A 20,030-nucleotide genomic window follows, 5' to 3' on the forward strand; every position below is an offset into this window, starting at 1 on the left:
GGGAATTCCACCTGATTGTAGATGAAAATAATTATCAGCGTCAATGTTCTCCTACGCAGCCCAGTAACCATGCGCCCACTACTTACATAAGATATGTCAAACTGGATCATGAACGAAGGTGGTGTAACATGTACGGATATCAACCTTATGAATACCCATATGAATATGACTTACGAGCTGTGTCCTCACAGCATGGGCGGAGAACAGGACAATCTTTTGCCGAAATTCAAGGCGGTCCACTGGCGCCGAATCTGAATGGATATGTTGTGTTTACCGATGTCCCCTACGGTACCGAAGTGTTCGTGGAAGTCAGCGGTCTCCCCGCTTTCCAGCCAGCCGCTGGCAATCAACCGCAAATCGGGCCATTTGGTTTTCATTTGCATGAGCATGGCGTCTGTACGGTAGGAAATCCGAATGATCCCTTTACCACAGCAGGCAGTCACTGGAACCCTACGCATCAGCCACATGGCAACCACGTAGGCGACTTCCCCGTGCTGTTTTCCAATGACGGCTATGCACGAATGACTTTTTTCACAAACAAAATCAGTGCAGCAGATGTGGTCGGCAAAAGCGTGATCATCCATCAAAGTCCTGATGACTTCCATTCGCAGCCGGCAGGAAATAGCGGAAAACGACTGGCATGTGGATTGATCTACGCTGGCTAACGCTTCACTCGAACAGGAAAAGGGGGCAGCCCTGTAAGCTACCCCCTCCCATTATTAATTCAGCTATCGCCGTAATGTCGACAAATCAAATGCTGGTACAAGCCCTTCCTCGGCTGCACGACCGAGCAACGCCTCAACAGCTGCATAACCATCGTTACCCAAATTTCTCGTAAACTCATTCACGTACAAGTTAATATGCGCTTGCGCTACCTCCAGAGACAGCTCTTGGGCATGGGACATGACATATTCTTGTGATGCGGTCGGATTCGCCCAAGCATATTCTACAGAGGAGCGCGTCCAATTGGTCAGAGCCTCGATGTCCATTGATTTTTTCGCGATGATGGCCCCCAACGGAATTGGCAAATTCGTATCAGACTCCCACCAGTTGCCCAAGTCAGTCATAAGAGACAGCCCGTAGTTTTGATACGTGAAACGCGCCTCGTGGATCACGAGTCCCGCATCGATCTTGCCGTCACGTACAGCAGGCATAATCTCATGAAACGGCATGACGACGATCTCCCCTACACCACCTGGGACATTTTGTGCAGCCCAGAGCCGGAACAGTAAATAAGCTGTGGAGCGCTCACTCGGCACTGCTACAGTTTTGTTGGACAGGCGTGCTGGATCGTTCGCACTCTCACCAGAATTTCCTTGGGTCAAAACGAGTGGCCCGCAGCCTCTGCCCAGTGCACCGCCGCAAGGGAGCAACGAGTAGTTGTCCATCACCCATGGCAATGCCGCATAGGAGATTTTCATTACTTCAGGGCCTTCCCCCTGTGCAGCAAGTGTATTCGTAATATCGATATCTGCGTACATAATATCGAGCTTTGGCGCTCCCGGAATCAAATCATGTGCCCAAGCATGAAAAACAAAAGTGTCATTCGGACATGGTGAAAACGCAATTTTCATGATAGTACCTCCCGTAGTACAGAGCTTCCCTTTTCCAGAGATTCCAACGCATCTTTTATCCGCCAAGCGGATTTATCCCGCGGTCCAATTGCATTCGATACCGTGCGAATTTCCAGAACAGGTCGTCTGGCAGCCTGGGCAGCAGTCGCAACGCCATACCCCTCCATCGCTTCTGCTAGCGCGTCTGGCATCCGCTGTGCCAAAGCCGCCGCTGTTTCCGCTGTGCCCGTCACAGTCGATAGTGTAAGTACAATGCCTTTTTTGGCGGTCAAGCCTGCTGCCCTCATTGCTTCCGTTGCCCTTTCGACCAACTCCTGATCGACACTTACCCGAGCTGATCCAAATCCGAGCTCGTCCACACTACAAAAGCCCTCAGGCGTTTCTGCCCCCAAATCCGCACAAATAATCTCTGTCGCGACAACGAGCGACCCAATCTCTGCTTGTCCCACGAATCCGCCGCATATTCCTGCACAAATGACCAGATCGTAGTCCGCGCAAGCAAGCGCTCTGGCTGTACTCGCTGCGGCGGCTGCTGGTCCTACTCCCCCAGCGATAACTGTGAAACGCTCATCCCCTTGAATGCCGCGCATCACTGCATCCCGTTCTGCGTCAACGGAGGTCACGATCAGAATGCTTCTATATTGTTGTGACAAAATCATTTGCCCTGGCTCCTTTCAACCGCTTTCCCTCTTCCACGTTATCGCTACTTTTCGTTCGTGTAAAGCCGTTTAAAGAGTTTGTCAAAAGACAGGAAAATTATTACAATGGAACCTGCTGTGCATTTTCGTTAGATAAGAGGTGACCGATTATGCTTCATCCACCGAATCCGAACACCCATCCCGACTGGCTCGCCCCCCATTCTTTGGCCTGGTACACTCAGCTGGGCGAAATGACTGGTGAATACGTATACCCGTGGCGCTCTACCATTACGGAACCGAATGGCGAGTCGCTATTTATGGAAGAAATTAGTCGCATGGTTCCGAATCAATCCGTTCTCGATATCGGCTGCGGGCACGGCGCATTCACACTACACTGGAGTCGTTCTGCCAAAGAAATTGTCGGCTTGGATGTGACAGAAAATTTTGTGCAGAAGGCTCGTACACAAACACCCGCAAACGTTTCCTTCGTTATCACCAATACGAAATATACCTTCCCTTTCCATGACGATACGTTCGATTGCGCTTACAATCGCAAGGGACCTACCTCCGCCTATCCAGATGTAGCACGCGTCGTCAAAAGAGGAGGCTCATTCATCGGATTACATCCGAGCGATCAGTTGTCCGCCGAATTATTCGAATGGTTTCCTCATTTATTTGGTTCACGTCCAGTAGACACTCCGATCCTACAAATTCTGCAGGAGAGACTCAGACAAGCTGCTTTCCAGCGAGTGGATATTCAGACGGTGATCGCCACCGAGTATTATCAGACCCCTCTCGATGTCATTCGCATGCGTTGCTTCGGGCAAAGCCCCACTATTCTCACGTCCACCATCGAACAACACATGGAGAGTGTTATGCCGATTTTTGACCACTATGCGACTTCTGACGGTCTGCCAACTACGCATATGTATTACCTCGTTCGCGCGATTGTTTGATTCTTCCTGTAAAAAACCTCTAGCCGTATTTGGCAAGAGGTCGTCACTACGCTTATCCTTTTAGCAAATAGCTGTTGCCATCTTCATCCTGAAAAGTCGCATAGGTCCCCCACTGCATCTTGTTCAGTTCTCCTTGAAAAACAACACCGTTCGCTCGCATCGTTTCGTACGTCTTTTCAATTTCTGTACATTCAAAAACGATCGAGGCTTTTTGTTCCTGCCAGTTGCTCATCATACTTTTCGGATAGAGTACCAAAGCAGTCTGGGCACCTGCTGGTCCTACCTCCAACCAACTGCTGTTTGGTCCCATCGGGTGCTCTTGCTTGACTTCAAATCCAACCTTTTCTGTCCAGAACACTTTTGCGCGTTGTTGATCTTCAACGTAGACAGCTACCGTTGCCATTTTGGTAATCATCATTTCCTCCTTACTAACTCGAACCTTATCATCCCATTCTAACCGAAAAAAAGTTTACTTATCGCTATCAGCACACCCAAATGTTGACATCAGTTTCACAAGAATTTATATTTAATTACGAAATGTAAGGAACCATGCATTGAATAAGCTTCTCCCTTTCAATGCATCATGTTAGTGTAAAAACAAGTTGCAGGAGGAATGCAAAGTGGGTAAGGATTTTATTGCAGCCGTAAAAGACAGAAGAACGTACTATGGGATCAGCAAGGAAAATGTTGTATCTGATGAGCGCATTAAAGAAATCGTGCAGGAAGCAGTAAAGTACTCACCATCCGCATTCAACTCCCAAAGCGCTCGCGTTGTTGTCCTCTTGGGTGCGGAGCACGATAAGCTGTGGAACATCACCAAAGAAACCTTGCGTAAAATCGTTCCCGCTGAAAATTTCGGAGCCACGGAAGAAAAAATGAACGCCTTCGGTAGCGGCTACGGCACAGTTCTTTTCTTTGAAGACCAGAGTGTCGTCGAAAACCTCATGCAGCAGTTCGAAGCGTACAAAGATAATTTCCCGATTTGGTCCGAGCAATCTTCCGGCATGCTTCAATTTGTTGTGTGGACTGCGCTGGAAATCGAGGGCTTCGGTGCTTCCTTGCAGCATTACAATCCACTCATCGATGAAGAAGTCCAACAAGCATGGAAGATCCCTAGCACATGGAAACTGAGAGCACAAATGCCTTTTGGCAAACCAACCGCTCAACCAGGTGAAAAACAATTCCAATCGTTGGATGAGAGAGTGAAGTTCTTTTCCTAAGTAACATTTTGCTCCATGTTCGTAATGGACGGCTCAGAGATTTCCTACTCGGGCCGTTCTTTCGTTTATTGAGCGATTGCTTTCCTCTATCGTCTGTGATAGTATTAGCTTAAACAAAAGATTCTTATTTAAAGCGTTCACATATTGTAAAGGGTTTACACTTATGTTTGAACCTTTTGCAATGTGTGAATTTTATTTTATATAAATAAAAGTTACATATTCATTTTATTTTGTTGGAGGTAACACCCATGCAAACAGGTACAGTTAAATGGTTCAACGCAGAAAAAGGTTATGGCTTCATCGCAGTTGAAGGCGGTAACGATGTATTCGTTCACTTCAGCGCAATCCAAGGCGACGGTTTCAAAACCCTCGAAGAAGGCCAACGCGTTGAATTCAACGTGGTTGAAGGCAACCGTGGTCCACAAGCTGAGAACGTAACAAAACTGTAAATTACACATAAAGCTGCCCTTGCGAATAACAAGGGTGGCTTTTTTTTCCAGTTTTTTCTTCGCAATAATTCGTTCTTTGTTCCTAAAGAGCAGTTGACATTAGCCATGCCTCCCCATATAATCACTTTATAATGCAGAGTAAAGCAACGGCGCTTTCTAGCATAAGTTTTAAAATGTACACAACGAAATAAACGCGACTTGCCTTTTTCGTTTATTTTTAGCGAGCTATGAAAGCGGTTCCAGTTGGTTGTTATTGCCATTACCTGTAAACAAGTTCATACAAAGTAAGCAAAGGCGCTTAGGGTCTATCTCATTTATTGATGAGATCCTAAGTGCTTTTATTGTTTACATCCGCAAAAAGGTGGGATATCCATGGAGCACATTGGAAGCGTCATTATTTACATCATCATGTTATGTGCAGTGATTGGTGCCATTGCCGCGATTCGCAACGCCGATGAGGGTCTCGGTAAGGAGTTCATGGAAGGGATTCACTCAACAGGTTACATCTTCGTTCCTGCTGCCGGTATTATGGCGTCCCTACCGTACATCTCTTGGTTCGTAGAAAAAGCGGTATCACCCATCTTCAACAAAATTGGAGCAGATCCTGCGATTGCGGCAACTGCGATTCTCGCATCTGACATGGGTGGCTATCAGTTGGCAAACCTCCTGAAGACCTCCACGGAAGGTTGGATTATGGCGATGATCGTCGGTCTGATGGCCGGTGCTACAATCGTGTTCTCCATCCCAATGGGTCTTGCTATGTTGGACAAGCGCGATCATAAATACATGGCGCTTGGCGTAATGTCCGGTATTTTGACAGTTCCGATTGGTGCTTTTATCTCCAGCGCCATTCTTGTTTTGACAAATGCAGAGGTTCGCAATGAAATCTCGACGAACGCTGAATCCACTTATGCTTTTGCTATTGGTTTCGGTCAGGTACTGTTGAACCTTTCACCAATTTTGTTCTTCGTACTCGCGATTGCTGCTGGTCTGCGTTTCCTGCCAGACTTGATGATTAAAGGCTTCATGATTTTCGGGAAGACAATGGATGCAGCTATCAAGCTCGTACTCGTATTCTCGATCGTGCAACACTTTACTGGCATCTTTACTACGATTTTCGGAGCTTGGGGCTTCGATCCGATCATCGCCGATCCAACCGATCAATACCGTGCGTTGGAGACCGCTGGTTACATCGGTATCATGCTCGCAGGTGCGTTCCCAATGGTATACATGCTGCGTAAATATGCAGCGAAGCCGCTCGAAGTATTGGGTAACAAGCTGGGCATGAGCCCTTCTGGTAGTGCAGGCTTGCTCGCGACTAGCGCGAACATCCTGGCGATGTTCCGTCTCATTCGTTCCATGCCGCCGAAAGACAAAGTTATCAACATTTCCTTCGGGGTTTGTTCAGCTTTCTTGCTGGGTGACCACTTGTCCTTCTCGGCTAACTTCCAACCAAACATTATCTTGCCGGTCATGATTGGTAAATTGGGTGCAGGTATTATCGGTATTGCTTTTGCTTACTGGCTCTCCGTTCCGAAAGCACTTGAACTGGAAAAACAAGATCGTGCTGCGGGAATTATCGGTCCAGACGAGTACTTGGATCATCATAATAGCGCGCAAGCTGAAGTTGCAGCAACCAAACAATAAAAGCAAAAGAGCGGTCCTTCGCGGGCCGCTCTTTTTTCCTCTACACAACCTTTTGGCTCATCTCCCAAATTTCTAATGCAGGTACCGGCTTTTTTGAGCACCCCTCCATTGTTAATTCACGTGCTTCTTTTGACCACAAAAAAGGATAGATCGCGAACATTTCATCGCCTTTTAGCTTGGAAACGTCCTTCTCCCAATCCTTCCAGAAAAATGTCGCATAAAACGTATGGATATCCCCCGTCATTGCCCAGTGCAAAAAGTCGGTATAGCCAATTTCAAGATCTTCCCACGCAAGACTGTCCGGAGCGAAATACCATATACTGCCTATCGAATCCGGAAACATTCCACCATTAATCGCAAAGAACCCTCCTATGACATCGTCTGCTACCAACAACATCTCGTTCAAGGCACATTGCTGATTCCAAGAAGTGATGGAACGAGGTAAATGAGGATGGCCGGACCCTAGAATCCGTAGCCATCCTTGGTGAATCAGAATCCCACCTGTTTCGAAAGCAACAGCACCTAGAGTTGACCTCGTTGTTACTTGTAAATCAACAAGCTGTTTTTTCCCTTTCTCCTGTTCAGACGGCAGAAGGGTAATCTTTCGGTCTGATGCTGACTGCCATTTTTTTATTTCTTCTATCGCTGAATCCTCTTCGCAGTACAATTCCTCGAAGCTTTTCATTTCAGCCTCCACTCCAAAGTTAGTGGCGCGGCGCCCACAAGATGACGCTCACTCCGATCAGGCAGATGATAGCACCCACAGGCGGCATATACCCGCCCGAAGGAAGGGTCGCTTTGAAGTGCATGTTTTCTCTTTTCTAGCAAAACGAGTAGGTGCAAAGATCACGTCTATTATCTGATTGTCTCTCATAGTCTGTATATGTAATCATCACATTAGCTCGCCATGACGGACAAATCCTCAAATTCTACCCTTGATGAACAGCCTGGGGAGAGCAGCACAGATCTCCTTTGCCGGATTCAAGTGCAGATTTCAGGCTCCCCAAAACATGGGACCAAGCCATTTCGTGCCAGCCCCGAGCCTTTTCCCACTCCTCTCCCTCTTTCCAACCGAAATGCTCGACCAATACTTGCGTTTTCCCCTCTGCTTCAGACAAGGTGACAAGCACGTAAGTCAAGGCATCCTCGTGATTCATGGTATCTACAAATTCATCCGGTCCCTTCCATGTAAAGCCCAAGCGCTCCTTCGGTTCAAAATGGGTAATGATGCACCCTTTCGTCCCCATCTGGTCGCGATTGGTTGGATTGAAGTACAATTCGTACGCTCCACCCAGATACGGCTCAATCGTTGCATCAGGCGCAAACCACTGAACAAGCCGTTCCTTTCGTGTCCATGCCCACCAAACTAGCTCTATGGATGATGATACTTCTATCTCCGCTTTCAAGAAACCCATTGTGCTTCCCCCCAACTATTTTCCTAACAGTTTGAAAATAGCAATTTCTGTATAACCAGTCAATACAGAACACTCGCTGCACTCAACATTCACGCTTGAACGAGATTTCAAGCGTATTAATGAGTCTGAACAAGTCTGAATGGAATAATTTTTACTAAAAAGTGTAATTATGCAGTAATCGCATAAGAATGAATGCTATAATAGCTAAGTAAGTAAAAAATTTCACAATGGGGAGAGGAACGATGGAACAACCACTTGCAAAATCGGCTCATCAGAAATTACCCATTGGAAAATTGCTCAAGAGGGTCTTCGGTATCCTGATTGGTGCTTCCCTGTTTTCGGTAGCACTCGAGATTTTTCTCGTACCGAACAATATTATCGACGGTGGAATCGTAGGTATCTCGATTATTACCTCGCATCTGTCTGGGTTGCCTCTTGGCGTTTTCCTTTTCGTGCTTAACTTGCCCTTCTTAATCATAGGGTACAAGCAAATCGGAAAAACGTTTGCACTCTCGACCCTCTTTGGGGTTACGATCATGTCAATTGGAACGACACTCCTTCACCCTGTCAAAGGGCTAACGGATGATCCCCTGCTTGCAGCTGTTTTTGGCGGCATACTTCTCGGGATTGGTGTAGGACTCGTTCTTCGTTATGGAGGCTCTCTGGACGGTACAGAGATCGTCGCTGTACTGCTTAACAAGAAATCTCCGTTCTCCGTTGGTGAGATCGTTATGTTCATGAACTTATTCATTTTGAGCAGTGCCGGATTTGTATTCGGTTGGGATCGCGCGATGTACTCGCTGATCGCCTACTACATTGCATTCAAAATGATCGATCTGACCATCGAAGGCTTCCAGGAGTCTAAAGCGGTATGGATCATTAGCGACAATCACAAGGATTTGGGAGATGCGATTGTTGCTCGTCTGGGCCGTGGCGTTACCTATTTGAATGGTGAGGGCGGCTATACTGGAGACGACAAGAAAGTAATTTTCTGCATCATTACGCGATTAGAAGAAGCCAAGCTGAAGCTGATCGTAGAAGAAGTTGACGAGAATGCCTTCTTGGCTGTCGGTAACATTCACGATGTGCGCGGCGGGCAGTTTAAGAAGAAAGCGATTCATTAAAGGGAAAAAAGTGTACCCTATAGAGCAGACTTTTGAAAAAGTCTTCTATAGGGTATTTTTGTAATTACGTTCTGGAAAGAAGTGTCTACTATTTGTTTCCACAATCTGATAAATAGAGTACGATGTTCGTATCACTCATGGATGAAGGAGGTTTTCTCAGTGAATCAAGCATTCTCGATAGAACGAGTTCCTTTTGAACAGAAGCACGCTCTCAAGCAACTGTTGGAGCTGTATACGTACGACTTCACTGAGTTTGAGCCTTTCGAAGTAGATGACGATGGCTTGTTTGGTTATGACTACTTTGAGAAGTATTGGGTCGAACCAGAACGCCATCCCTTTTTCATCAAAGTAAATGGTAAGCTAGCCGGGTTTGTCCTCGTCCGCATGCTCACAAGCCCTGATCCAGATTTGCCATCAACCCACTCCATTGCTGAATTTTTTATCATGAAGCGCTACCGTCGACTGGGGATCGGAAAAGCGGCCGCCCATCAAATCTTCAAAATGTTCCCGGGTGCCTGGGAAGTCTTTCAATTGGAAAACAACATGCCTGCCATCGGCTTTTGGCGTGCCAGCATCCGCGATTACACAGCCAATCTCTATCAAGAGCGTCAAGAGGATGGCAAAGTCATACAAACATTCCTTTCGAGACCATAGCAAAAAAAGCCAAGGGACAGCGCAAATCCCTTGGCTTTTATTAAGAAAACTAACTAGTTGGTGACCGCTGGAAAGGTCATCACGACAACCGTTCCGCTACCCAGCTTGCTCTCCACCGTAATCTCTCCCCCGTGAGCCAAGACGAGCTGCTTGGCTATCGCCATGCCCAGCCCCGTTCCACTGGTATTCTCTCCTGTATGCCCACCTCGGTAGTATCTTTCGAACAGATTGGCCAGCGTCGTCTCATCCATACCTGGCCCATTGTCCGCAATTTTGACCACAAACTGATCGGCTGCAATCGACTGTACCTCTACGAGCACGTGTGTGCCTGCCGGGGTATACTTGATCGCGTTTGTCAAAATGTTGACGATGATGCGGCGAAACCAGATTGGATCAACCTCGGCCGTTATCGATTGGACATTCGCCGAAAATTCGATGTCATGCAAAGAAGAGCTCGGATCGTTCACCATATCCACCACAATCCTGCGAATGGTTTCTACAATCGCGACAGGTTGTTTGACCATCGGCAAAGCTTGGTTCTTAAGTCGATAGGTCAAATTCAAATCCTCAATCAGCCCGTTCATGTAGTCTGACTTTTCCCGTATCGTTTTCCCAAATTCGCTGACTTCTTTTCTGTCCCACTCATACTGTTCGGACTCCAAAAAGGTAGCATAACCGTAAATCGAGCTCAGCGGTGTCTTGAGATCATGGGAGAGCCCGGTAATCCATTCCTCTCGCGTCTGCTCGATCTCTTGCTGAAGCTTTTCATTGGAACGCAAAGTTTCACTCAGATGCCGGAGAGCGTCAAACACATCCTTGAACACACGAAATGACTTCTTTTCTTTCCCGCGCCAATTCCTTCCGATTGGTTTCCCTTTTTTCCCTATGGGCTCCTCATAGCGGCCTTGGGCCAGTCGTTCCAGCCAATTCACCATGTGCAAGAGCGGCTTGCCTACTCGCCACGCATACCAGCTGCCTGCGAATAAAACGACTAGGATCAAAAGAATACCGATCTGGAGGAACGTTTGCTTGACCATGGCATCCTCAGACGTCTCTTGGACACCAGACTGATAGGTTAGATTTGGAGTGCCCACTACGTATGTCAAATCGCTATTTTTGTCATATCTACTAGTGATATGAACAGGAACATTTTTGGCTGTCTCACCATTAAGAAGAACTTCCGCCATGTCTAACTGGGTGGAAGCGTTTGGGTGATTCCATTGATGGATGAGTTTCCCCGCACGATCGTATACCAAGTACCATGCCTTTTCCCGGGAAAAGTTATTGTTCAACTCATTCCATGTCTCCTTGCTCGTTCCCGTTTTTGCTGCGATCAGGCGCTTCATCATTTCTTTTTCGGGAGCGGGTGTCCCATAAAGGATGATAATGTTCTCGTCAAATTGGTTAATGACCCAATGTGTAATGTGATAACGAGAAGCATCGCGATTTTCTACATAAGCGATCCACTCCCCTGGCCCAAATTGACTGGGAACATCAGCAGGTGTCCGATAGTTGTACAGGATTTTTCCGTGCTTGTCGATGATCTGCAACCAGCCTTGATGTCTCGCCACGCTCTTCTCGATTTCCGGATTGACGTGAATACGCTCTCCCTCGTAATCAATCTTCAACGTCAAATCAGACGCATCCAGCCTGGACAAATCGATGGACAATTGCTCGTTCATGATCCGCCAGCCTAACCCCAGCATCGCGATAATCAGAAATAGCAGCAAGACGAGAAGAAACCCGAACAGTTGTCGGACATATTGAAAGATCAGCTTGTTCCGCAAATTCATGACTGTCTTGCCGGACTAACCAGCTTGTAGCCCAGCCCTCTCACCGTGACCAGGAGCTTTGGCTGTCCCGGATTTTCTTCTATACGCTGGCGCAGCTTGTGAATGTGCACCATGACTGTATTTTCATCAAACATCCCGTACTCGTCTTTCCATACATGATCGTAAATTTGTTCTTTCGTAAATACCCGGTTCGGATTCTGGCAGAAAAAGATGAGCAATGAAAATACTTGCGCCGGGCAGTCCACTCGTTCTCCGTTCACGAACAGCTCGGCTGCCTCCACATTTACTTGAAAACGTCCAAAATCAAAGCGCTTTTCTTCCTGGGCTGGAGCAGATCCCCCCAAGGTTCTGCGCAGATGAGCCTTCATCCGGGCAACGATCTCTAGTGGATGAAATGGCTTCGTTATGTAATCATCCGCTCCATACGCGAATCCGCTTAATTTATCAAAATCCGTGCCCTTTGCTGTCAGAAAAAAGATCGGTGCCTTCGTTCGCTGGCGCACGGCTCCGCACAGCTCAAAACCATTTTTATCAGGCAGCATGACATCTAGAATCAACAGGTCGTATGTCTTCTCCTCCACGAGACGAATCGCCTCTGCTGCTGTCGTACATGTATCGATCTGGACAAAGCCTTCCTTTTTCAGCACTGTTTGAAGCATCTGCAAAATCGCTTCTTCATCATCTACCAGCAGGATTCTTGCTTCTTTCTCCATATCCGTTCCCTCCCTTGCTGTCATTCATTCTACCATGAGAAACGATGCCAACAAAAAAGATAAGGAAATGGTAAGGTAGCGTTTTAGTAGGGGAAAGGTCTGGCCATTATGATGAAGAAGAAAGGAGCGGATTCACCTATGTGGGCTATTTGCCAACACGAATTTTTTCGGTTGTTTAAAAGTATCAAATCGTTAATTACCGTTGCCTTTATCGTCGGCATCTCGTACTTGGTTTCTGACCTCGTCAATCAGGCAGCAAACTTTCTCCCACAACAGGAGCTGGCGCAGGGACACGCGCTTGGTATCTTTGTACTCATCATGCTGTTCGGGCCCTTGTTTGTATTCAGCCTGTCTCATGATGTCATAAATCGTGAGCTAGCGGGCAGGACGATTCGCTTTCTTGTCACCCGGACTTCACGCAATCAGATCATTTTAGGGAAATTTCTCGGAGTCGCGTTCTTCTGGCTAACCTGCATGATTATTACGTTTGGCGTAGTTTTCGCCACCGTGCAAACGTTTGACGCGAAGACCTTTTACCTCTGCGTATCCCTGCTTATCTATTGCATCTCACTGGCACTGCTGCTCTCGCTCGTGATACCTCGGCCCAGCTACACGATGTTTTTGGGAATTGTGATCGCACTGATCTTGCCGGGTCTCGGACTGTGGAGCACCTTCTCCAGTCACCCAGCAGCAGCATGGATTAAATATTTGACACCCTTTTCATTTATGGAAAAAGGCGGCGCCTGGACCGGCTTCATTTGGCTCTATGCAGCAGCTTTCCTGATCGCTTCTATGTACCTATTCCGACGGAGGGATTGTTAATGGCAATGATCGAGACCATACAGTTGAACAAGCGCTTTGGCAATCGCACGGTCGTGAATGACGTCAGTCTTACTGTGCACAGCGGGGAGATTTTCGGATTCCTCGGTCGAAACGGCGCAGGTAAATCGACCTTTATCAATATGCTGACAGGGATTCTGATTCCGACTGCGGGCACCATTCGCATGTTTGAAGAAGATGCCCATACAGAGGGATGGAAAAAACGAATTGGCGTACTGCCAGATTACTCCACCTTCTACGACCATTTATCTCCTGCGGAGCACCTGCACTATTTCGCTCAGGTAAAAGGCGTCACACTGACAAAGGAAGAATGCATGCGCATCCTGACAGACGTTGAGCTTGAGGAGCATGCATCCCGCAAAGCCAAAACCTTTTCCTTCGGGATGAAAAAGAAGCTGGGTATTGCCCAAGCATTAGTCGGAGACCCGGAGCTCATCTTCCTTGATGAACCTACTTCTGGCGTAGATGTCGAATCAGGCCTGCATATTCAAAATTTGCTGCGCAAGCTCCATCAACAAGGAAAAACGATCTTCATGACCTCGCACAATTTGAATGAAGTCGAGAAAATCTGTACGCGCATCGCCATTATGAAAAGCGGAAAAATCAGTTCACTCGGCACACTCGATGAGCTGCAAGCTGCCCATCAGGCATGGCGATCTGTGCATGTACGTCACTCAGCTTTTGCTACGGAGGATTCTGGAAACCTGCGCACCTTTATTGAGTCCCTCGGGCGCAATACGATTTGGGAAGACGGGCGTCTCTCGATCCAGGTCGATGATGATCAAAAAGTGGCAACTCTCGTTCGTGCTCTTGTTCAGGCACGCGTGGATATTTATGGCGTGAACGTTGAAGTCCCTTCGCTCGAACGAATTTTTATGGGGGAAGAGTCTCATGATGCTTAATCTCGTTTTTGCCCTGCTCCTATCCGGGATGCTGCTTTTCAACATCTCGATAGGAAAAAGCATGACCACCGGAAGTATGTCAATCACAATTGGCCTGATTGTCCTCAATCTCATCTTTTTCATCACAAAGTATAGGAAGAGTCAGCATGAAAAAATGAAAGATCAGGTTAGTAGATACGAACGATAATCAGGCTCATGTAAATGGGGGAAGATTCGCATGGCCAGTAGGTATCTGGAGTTTGCCATTATCCTGACAGGGATTTTGTTGTATAAAATCTTTTGGGGTAATCTTACACCGGGAGCTATCGGGATTTTAATTGGGCTGATTATTGTTACTCTCATCCTTTTCATGAGAAAGCAGTACGCAAAACGCCAGGAACAAAAGAAGCAAGAAAATATTTAGAAAAAAGCAGCTTGATTGCCACCGAAAACAGCCTGCAAGTTATGCGGCTATGGGGCAATGGGCTGCTTTTTTCTACAAGATTGCGAGAAGCTGATCCAGCCGTTCAATGACAGCGAGTGGCTGATGCTTGGAAGTAGGCTTCTTCCCTCGAGGATTGATCCAGACTGCTGAGAAGCCTGCGTCCATCGCGCCTGCTACATCTGCCTCCCACGTATCTCCAACGAACAGCACCTGCTTGCTCTCAACACCGAGCTTTTCACGAACATGTTCATATATGCGTAGATCAGGCTTATGATGTCCGATCATTTCGGAGATAAACACCCGCTCCCGAGGAAAATACGTAGACAACCCCAACCGCTCCACTTTGATAAAAGCCATATCGACAGGGCCATTGGTGACAATCCCTAGCGTATGCTCTTCTGCCAACTTCGCAATGGTAGACTGAACAGTGACATCTGGCTGGACTGCATCCATACATGCCGCCTGATAGGCGCGTTGGAAATCGTCGACCTGCTCCACTTCAATCTGTCGGTTACAATCAGCCATGGCTCGCTGAAAACGTAACCTTCTGTATTGCGTAAAATCGTAGCGTTTGGCAATCACATCGACCCACAAATCATCTCCGTGGCGCCGCAGAGCCTCAAGAAATTTCTCTTGGTCTAGTTCTGCTGTAAGTGCATGGGTCGCAATCGTCTGTTGCATCCCTTTCTCCCAGCAAGCTGAAAAATCGAAGAGAGTGTCGTCGAGATCAAATAGGATTGTCGTAAATTTGGACATGGCTGGATTGCTTCCCCTTCCTTTTTTTCTTGCTGTTTTCATTGTGCATATGACTCTGTCTTTTGTTATGATCATTGTAACGGAAAAAGGAGGTGGAAACATGTCTAACGAAAAACTGGATATTTTGATAGAGGGTATGAATGAGTTGCGTCTGGTTGCTCATGCTCTTATGGATCGGCAGGACGAATTGGATGCCAAGATGGACGCTTTGACTATGGACGTTCACCTGTTAAAAGCCGACGTTGCCGAACTGAAGCAAGATGTTGCTGAGTTAAAGCAGGATGTTTCTGAGTTAAAGGAAGGTCAAGATCGCCATGAGCGTATCTTGGAGACATTGGCGCTGCGTGCTCTCGAATGGAATAATTTCCGCCGCGATTTCATTCGCAAGTCATCCTGATACCTTTAGCTTTTAGGCAATTCCACAAGCAGTGTCTCTTTCAACTCAACTGGCAAAGAAATAGACTGGCGTGTATTCGCATCGATCATGACCATTGTCACATCGGCGTCCGCCACTAATACATCTGCAGCGTTGTACAGCTCCTGGCGGATGACGAAGCTTTTTTCACCCACCTTGACCACCGTAGTTATCGCCGTTACCTCTTCACGCATCTTCAACTCTTTGCGGTAGTTAATGTTAATATTGACCACTACCGGCATGATGGCCCGTCGCCTCAATTCATCCAGCGTAAATCCTTGCTCCCATATCCACTCAAAACGCGCCCACTCCATGTACTCTAAATACTTGGCATTGTTCACATGTCCGATTACGTCAATATCAGTAGAACGAACAGTTAGATGATAGCGATGAGCCATCGTTCTCACTCCTTGTTTTTCTTCAGTATAACGAATTCAAGTTGCTGAGTGAATATTCATTCAAAATATTCCGAATGATCATGCTGTTCTTTCCTGAACTTTTTCCTATAATAAAAAATAAACGCCAGAAAGGAAGATTGGATGTTCGAACAAGAACTATTGCCGACCTTGCAAACAGCTCGCTCCCGGTATCAGGATGCACTCGTCCATTTGAAAGAAGCCGAGCTTGGCTGGAAGCTGGCTCCGGGCTCCAATTCCATCGGATTTTTGATTCATCACATCGCGGAAGTTGAATATCGATTTTGTATGATGTTTTTCGGAAGAGCAATCCCGTCCGAAATCACCCTCACTACAATTGGACCTGTAAAGGATGAAGGAAATTTTACCGACTTGTCTGCCTTGCTTGCTTTCAAAGATGCTGCCTACCATCACTTGCTGGATTCTTTGGCTGCCCTGCCAAAAGACGCGTGGGACATCCCCTGTGAAGCACCAATTGCCACGTTGACTCCCCGTCAGGCACTTGGTCGTCTGATCTATCATATGGGCTACCACGGCGGGCAGATTGGACTTATCCGCAAGTACGGAGGATCTCAATGAGTCTCATTCTGACAGGTGAGCGGCTCATCATTCGCGAATTGCTGCGCGAGGACTTACCCGACTTACTCGCCACCTACAACAGTAACCCAAGGTACAATCAGCTTCGAAACGGCACGAGCACTGTAAGTCTTGCTGAACTGCAAGCCGAATATGACGCCACGATAAGCATACCTTCCGGGCATTGGCTCGCCATTACTCGTGAAGGTACGATCATCGGAGTCATCCATATCGTCCTCTCCAGTGAACACGATCCAAAAAGCTGGATTAGTCTCTTGCTTCTGCATGCCGATTATCAGCAGCAGGGCTTTGGAAAAGAGGTAGTTACACTCATGGAAGCCTACTGCATCCAGCATGGTAGTCAGCATGTTCATCACGGTGTCATTGCGCATAATGAACCCGCTCTTCTTTTCTGGGGGCGGCTTGGCTATGAGCAGTATCGTCAGGTGGAGGCACCAGTCGGTCGGCTGACACAACCGGTGCTGCTGGTAGCCAAGTGGCTAACCCCTACAAAGTAAGGAGGTGAACGATATGAACCGTCGCCTTTTTGAAAATGATGTGCCCACCCTCCTCTCCTAGTCGGTGAGGAAGAGGTTCTCTTACTGCCTCCCGGCTACGGAATAACACTCGAATGATTAAATCATTATTCCGGGAGGGACTTGTTATGTCACAATCACAATGGAAGCAAATGTTTTTTGGGGCTGTCTGCCTAACTCTCGCCGCAGCGATCTGGGGCGGTGTTTATGTCGTCAGCAAGGTCGTGTTGGAAGTGATTCCACCGTTCACTCTATTGATTTTGCGCTTTTGCATTGCTTTAGTCGTGTTGGGGGCATTTACCGTTGCTCGCAAGGAGCGTGTCTCGAAAAAGGATTATCCTCTACTGATGGTCATCGCCTTCGTCGGGGTCACGATCTCCATCGCCGCGCAATTTCTTGGTACCAAGCTGTCTACTGCCCACATGGGTGCATTGATTACCTCTGCATCACCTGCCTTTATTGCCATTTTTGCGGTCTGGCTATTAAAGGAGCGCATCCATCTAAAGCAGGCAGCGGGTATTTTGCTAGCGACGATTGGTGTGATTATCGTCATCGGTGTTCCAGATCAAGCTGACGCCCAGTCTTCCCTGGCAGGCAACCTGATTTTGTTCGTAGCAGCGATTAGCTGGGGATTGTATACCGTTCTCAGTAAAAAGGCAACGCAGCGCTATTCGTCTCTGCTCGTCACTACCTACGTAGCATTGTTTGGCATCATCTTTACGAGTCCGCTTATGTTTTGGGAGCTGTCTGTCACGCCTATCTCCTGGCAATTTGGTTGGGACATCTGGGCAGGCGTCCTCTATATCGGGATGATTTCTACCGCAGGTGCTTTTTATTTGTGGAACAAAGGCTTCGAGCTGATGCCCGCAGGGAGTGGGGCCGGATTCTTTTTTGTTCAGCCCATTGTCGGTGCATTTTTAGGCTGGCTGTTGCTGCATGAGCATTTGAGTGTCAGCTTTTTCGCTGGCGGCGCATTTATTTTCCTTGGTGTCGCCTTGTCCACTCTGCGTACACGTGAATCGGCCAAAAATAAACAAGAAACGACGGAGGAACATCCTCTCCCCCATTACAACGAGAAGCAAGGCTAAAAATCATGTTTGCGTACATGCTACGAGGGCTTCCCATTCGTTGGGAAGCCCTCGTTCTCTTATGCTTATGGACGAAAATATTGCCGTACGCTTCCTTTTTCGAAAGTCAGCTCCACTTCAGCAAATGCTCCATTAATAAACGTGATTTGCGGCGGCATATGCCCACAATCTACATCGTAAAGAACAGGGACTTGCAGCTCAGCAGCCAGCTCCTGATAGACGTCTTCCACCGTATAGCCTTCGACCGCCTGATTCGCTGGACTGCGCCCAAACATGATCCCCGCACAATGATCGAACCATCCGGCCAGCTTCATTTGTACCAAAGATCTGCGCAGATCAGTCGTAGAAAGCTCACAGTTTTCCAAATACCAGATGATCGCTTCATTCCCGATCTGTTCTTTTTGAAACGTCTGTACGTCCCCATACGGTGTGCCGATCACATGCCGAATGCTATCGATACAGCCGCCAAGTAGCCGTCCCTGCATGTTTACGTGGGGAGTAGTCTCTGTGGTTTTCCATACAGTCGGTTCTGTTAGGTGAAAGATATGCGGCGAAGGACTCGTATGCTGCCATTCCTTTTGATACATCGGAGAAGAGTACTGCATGATCGACTCGCCCTTTTGTGTTGACAGAACCGTTTCCCACATGGCGGTCGTCTCATCCATTTCTGCTCCACGCAAATCCATCAGATTCGTCCCATGGGCCGTAGCCATCCCCGTTTTTAATGTAATCGCGAGCAACAGTACACTCACATCTGAATAGCCTAACACCCATTTGGGTTGCATGGACTGAAAATCAAGCTTGTCTAAAATCTCAATCAGCAGCTCGCCACCCCAGGGAGGAATGATGATATCGACGTCTACATCTTGCATCAAGGAGTTGAATTCGACTGCGCGATTTGTGGCAGGAGCTGACTTGGCTTTTTCCTGTGTCCAGACTGTATTTTTGCAAACGATGGAATACCCCCTGCTCTCCATACGACTGCATGCCAGCCTGATTAGTTCATGCAAATACTCTGGTACACCTGATGATGGCGCAGTTACCCCTATAGTAGCGCCCTTTTTCAACGATGGATACGTGATCATGCTTCTCCCTCCCGCTATGTATGATTTTGGATAATCATACCACATACCACCAAGGCATTTTTCAGGCTTTCTGTATCACTATTGATTAAGAACATACTGGTTTTAAAAAGCTGCGAATGGAGAAGTGCATTTCCAGTCATAGCGCCTCTGGAGCCCACCCAGCTCTGAAATAAATGGTGGGGAATTTCAGCTTCACTTATGAAATCCTTCATGAAACTTCTACGTTTGAAGCGCTCCCGCCATTTAATTCGGAGCGGACAGTCCACACCCTCAGTAGGGCGTAGGCCGAAGCGTAGACTGGAAATGCACTTCTCATCACTACGGCTACTTTTCTTAGACAAAAAAAAAGACGGCCTATAGCCGTCATCAAGGTATATAAAACGGGAGGGAAGTAGAGGAGTTCAAACAAACGTGTTTCCAGTTCGTGAATGATTACTTCTTGCTGGCGTCAGTCGTTGTAGACTGTCCAGTGGAACCGCTGCTTTCGGTTCCCGCAGCACTAGGCGATCCAGTGCTGGTACCTGCATCAGAATTGGCATCTGTCGCAGGTGCTTCCGTAGACGAACCTGTGCCCGTCGATGCATCAGAGCTGTCCGCAGACGCATCCGTTGTAGACTGATCTTGCGAAACCGAGCTATCGGTCGATTGTCCGCTATCAGTAGTGGAGGACCCCGGAGCGGTTTCGCTTGTCGTGCCCTCTGGTTGTGTCGCCGGTTCAGGAGTTCCTGTTGTGTCAGAGCAGGCAACCAAGCTGCCAGACAGGAGTAATGCGACAGTGGCAATGGAGAACCATTTTTTGTTCATGTTCA

The 20,030-nt window shown here is 47.6% G+C and carries 25 protein-coding genes; 14 read left to right on the forward strand and 11 right to left on the reverse strand.

Features of this window, described 5'->3' with window-relative positions; genetic code table 11:
- Positions 1–128: 128 nt before the first annotated feature.
- Positions 129–665, forward strand: a complete 537-nt coding sequence (locus tag HP399_RS26205) for a superoxide dismutase family protein (protein WP_173618084.1) — start codon at positions 129–131, stop codon at positions 663–665.
- Positions 666–728: 63 nt separating this feature from the next.
- On the opposite strand, the gene HP399_RS26210 is transcribed toward HP399_RS26205, so the two are convergent.
- Positions 729–1,574, reverse strand: a complete 846-nt coding sequence (locus HP399_RS26210; protein WP_173618085.1) for a 1,4-dihydroxy-6-naphtoate synthase — start codon at positions 1,572–1,574, stop codon at positions 729–731.
- The gene (locus HP399_RS26215; RefSeq protein WP_173618086.1) at positions 1,571–2,233 is read right to left on the reverse strand and encodes a futalosine hydrolase; all 663 of its coding nucleotides are present in this window, start codon (positions 2,231–2,233) and stop codon (positions 1,571–1,573) included. The genes HP399_RS26210 and HP399_RS26215 overlap by 4 nt, the downstream gene beginning before the upstream one ends.
- 149 nt (positions 2,234–2,382) lie before the next feature.
- Here HP399_RS26215 and HP399_RS26220 point away from each other — a divergent pair, with 149 nt between their 5' ends.
- The gene (locus HP399_RS26220) at positions 2,383–3,168 is read left to right on the forward strand and encodes a class I SAM-dependent methyltransferase (protein WP_173618087.1); all 786 of its coding nucleotides are present in this window, start codon (positions 2,383–2,385) and stop codon (positions 3,166–3,168) included.
- 52 nt (positions 3,169–3,220) lie between these two features.
- On the opposite strand, the gene HP399_RS26225 is transcribed toward HP399_RS26220, so the two are convergent.
- Entirely contained in the window at positions 3,221–3,583 is a 363-nt protein-coding gene (locus tag HP399_RS26225) for a VOC family protein (RefSeq protein ID WP_088910840.1), read from the reverse strand.
- A gap of 205 nt (positions 3,584–3,788) precedes the next feature.
- Between HP399_RS26225 and HP399_RS26230 the strand changes: the two genes are divergently transcribed.
- The 3 genes from HP399_RS26230 to eutH all read left to right on the forward strand — a co-directional run bounded on the left by HP399_RS26230 (position 3,789) and on the right by eutH (position 6,484).
- Complete coding sequence (locus HP399_RS26230; RefSeq protein ID WP_173618088.1) at positions 3,789–4,388, forward strand: nitroreductase family protein; 600 nt, start codon at positions 3,789–3,791, stop codon at positions 4,386–4,388.
- Between the two features lie 248 nt (positions 4,389–4,636).
- Positions 4,637–4,837: a cold-shock protein gene (locus HP399_RS26235; protein WP_007725380.1), complete on the forward strand. Its 201-nt coding sequence runs from the start codon at positions 4,637–4,639 to the stop codon at positions 4,835–4,837.
- A 372-nt stretch (positions 4,838–5,209) separates the two neighbouring features.
- Positions 5,210–6,484, forward strand: a complete 1,275-nt coding sequence (gene eutH, locus HP399_RS26240) for an ethanolamine utilization protein EutH (protein WP_173618089.1) — start codon at positions 5,210–5,212, stop codon at positions 6,482–6,484.
- 40 nt (positions 6,485–6,524) lie between these two features.
- Here the strand turns inward: eutH and HP399_RS26245 are convergent, their stop codons facing one another.
- Together HP399_RS26245 and HP399_RS26250 are read right to left on the reverse strand one after the other, a co-directional pair.
- Positions 6,525–7,169 carry a DUF2625 domain-containing protein gene (locus HP399_RS26245; RefSeq protein WP_173618090.1) on the reverse strand — a complete coding sequence of 215 codons (645 nt, stop codon included), beginning with the start codon at positions 7,167–7,169 and terminating at the stop codon, positions 6,525–6,527.
- Between the two features lie 244 nt (positions 7,170–7,413).
- Positions 7,414–7,899 (reverse strand): SRPBCC family protein, encoded by a 486-nt coding sequence (locus tag HP399_RS26250; protein ID WP_173618091.1) that lies wholly within the window; start codon positions 7,897–7,899, stop codon positions 7,414–7,416.
- A 242-nt stretch (positions 7,900–8,141) separates the two neighbouring features.
- On the opposite strand from HP399_RS26250, the gene HP399_RS26255 reads away from it, so the two are divergent.
- Both HP399_RS26255 and HP399_RS26260 read left to right on the forward strand, forming a co-directional pair.
- On the forward strand, positions 8,142–9,023 hold the full coding sequence (locus tag HP399_RS26255) for a YitT family protein (RefSeq protein ID WP_173618092.1): 882 nt from the start codon (positions 8,142–8,144) through the stop codon (positions 9,021–9,023).
- Between the two features lie 159 nt (positions 9,024–9,182).
- Entirely contained in the window at positions 9,183–9,677 is a 495-nt protein-coding gene (locus HP399_RS26260; protein WP_173618093.1) for a GNAT family N-acetyltransferase, read from the forward strand.
- A 53-nt stretch (positions 9,678–9,730) separates the two neighbouring features.
- On the opposite strand, the gene HP399_RS26265 is transcribed toward HP399_RS26260, so the two are convergent.
- Together HP399_RS26265 and HP399_RS26270 are read right to left on the reverse strand one after the other, a co-directional pair.
- Positions 9,731–11,470, reverse strand: a complete 1,740-nt coding sequence (locus tag HP399_RS26265; protein WP_173618094.1) for a sensor histidine kinase — start codon at positions 11,468–11,470, stop codon at positions 9,731–9,733.
- Positions 11,467–12,183: a response regulator transcription factor gene (locus tag HP399_RS26270; RefSeq protein WP_173618095.1), complete on the reverse strand. Its 717-nt coding sequence runs from the start codon at positions 12,181–12,183 to the stop codon at positions 11,467–11,469. Before HP399_RS26270 ends, HP399_RS26265 begins: the two co-directional genes overlap by 4 nt.
- Before the next feature lie 108 nt (positions 12,184–12,291).
- Between HP399_RS26270 and HP399_RS26275 the strand changes: the two genes are divergently transcribed.
- From HP399_RS26275 to HP399_RS26285, 3 genes are all read left to right on the forward strand, one after another.
- The gene (locus HP399_RS26275; protein ID WP_228088363.1) at positions 12,292–13,005 is read left to right on the forward strand and encodes an ABC transporter permease; all 714 of its coding nucleotides are present in this window, start codon (positions 12,292–12,294) and stop codon (positions 13,003–13,005) included.
- Positions 13,005–13,925, forward strand: coding sequence for an ABC transporter ATP-binding protein (locus HP399_RS26280; RefSeq protein ID WP_173618096.1), 921 nt, complete (start codon positions 13,005–13,007; stop codon positions 13,923–13,925). The genes HP399_RS26275 and HP399_RS26280 overlap by 1 nt, the downstream gene beginning before the upstream one ends.
- 217 nt (positions 13,926–14,142) lie before the next feature.
- Positions 14,143–14,328, forward strand: coding sequence for a hypothetical protein (locus HP399_RS26285; protein WP_173618097.1), 186 nt, complete (start codon positions 14,143–14,145; stop codon positions 14,326–14,328).
- 72 nt (positions 14,329–14,400) lie between these two features.
- Here HP399_RS26285 and HP399_RS26290 read toward each other — a convergent pair whose 3' ends face one another.
- Positions 14,401–15,105: an HAD family hydrolase gene (locus HP399_RS26290; RefSeq protein WP_173618098.1), complete on the reverse strand. Its 705-nt coding sequence runs from the start codon at positions 15,103–15,105 to the stop codon at positions 14,401–14,403.
- 100 nt (positions 15,106–15,205) lie between these two features.
- On the opposite strand from HP399_RS26290, the gene HP399_RS26295 reads away from it, so the two are divergent.
- Positions 15,206–15,502, forward strand: coding sequence for a hypothetical protein (locus HP399_RS26295; RefSeq protein WP_173618099.1), 297 nt, complete (start codon positions 15,206–15,208; stop codon positions 15,500–15,502).
- Positions 15,503–15,507: 5 nt separating this feature from the next.
- Here HP399_RS26295 and HP399_RS26300 read toward each other — a convergent pair whose 3' ends face one another.
- Entirely contained in the window at positions 15,508–15,918 is a 411-nt protein-coding gene (locus HP399_RS26300; RefSeq protein ID WP_173618100.1) for an acyl-CoA thioesterase, read from the reverse strand.
- A gap of 141 nt (positions 15,919–16,059) precedes the next feature.
- On the opposite strand from HP399_RS26300, the gene HP399_RS26305 reads away from it, so the two are divergent.
- The 3 genes from HP399_RS26305 to HP399_RS26315 all read left to right on the forward strand — a co-directional run bounded on the left by HP399_RS26305 (position 16,060) and on the right by HP399_RS26315 (position 18,136).
- Positions 16,060–16,515, forward strand: a complete 456-nt coding sequence (locus HP399_RS26305) for a DinB family protein (protein ID WP_173618101.1) — start codon at positions 16,060–16,062, stop codon at positions 16,513–16,515.
- Positions 16,512–17,030, forward strand: coding sequence for a GNAT family N-acetyltransferase (locus HP399_RS26310; protein WP_173618102.1), 519 nt, complete (start codon positions 16,512–16,514; stop codon positions 17,028–17,030). The genes HP399_RS26305 and HP399_RS26310 overlap by 4 nt, the downstream gene beginning before the upstream one ends.
- A gap of 146 nt (positions 17,031–17,176) precedes the next feature.
- Positions 17,177–18,136, forward strand: coding sequence for a DMT family transporter (locus tag HP399_RS26315; protein ID WP_173618103.1), 960 nt, complete (start codon positions 17,177–17,179; stop codon positions 18,134–18,136).
- Between the two features lie 65 nt (positions 18,137–18,201).
- Here HP399_RS26315 and HP399_RS26320 read toward each other — a convergent pair whose 3' ends face one another.
- Both HP399_RS26320 and HP399_RS26325 read right to left on the reverse strand, forming a co-directional pair.
- On the reverse strand, positions 18,202–19,221 hold the full coding sequence (locus HP399_RS26320; RefSeq protein ID WP_173618104.1) for a S66 family peptidase: 1,020 nt from the start codon (positions 19,219–19,221) through the stop codon (positions 18,202–18,204).
- Positions 19,222–19,653: 432 nt separating this feature from the next.
- Positions 19,654–20,025: a hypothetical protein gene (locus tag HP399_RS26325; protein ID WP_173618105.1), complete on the reverse strand. Its 372-nt coding sequence runs from the start codon at positions 20,023–20,025 to the stop codon at positions 19,654–19,656.
- Positions 20,026–20,030: the final 5 nt, after the last annotated feature.

The organism is Brevibacillus sp. DP1.3A (assembly GCF_013284245.2).
Lineage (GTDB): Bacteria > Bacillota > Bacilli > Brevibacillales > Brevibacillaceae > Brevibacillus.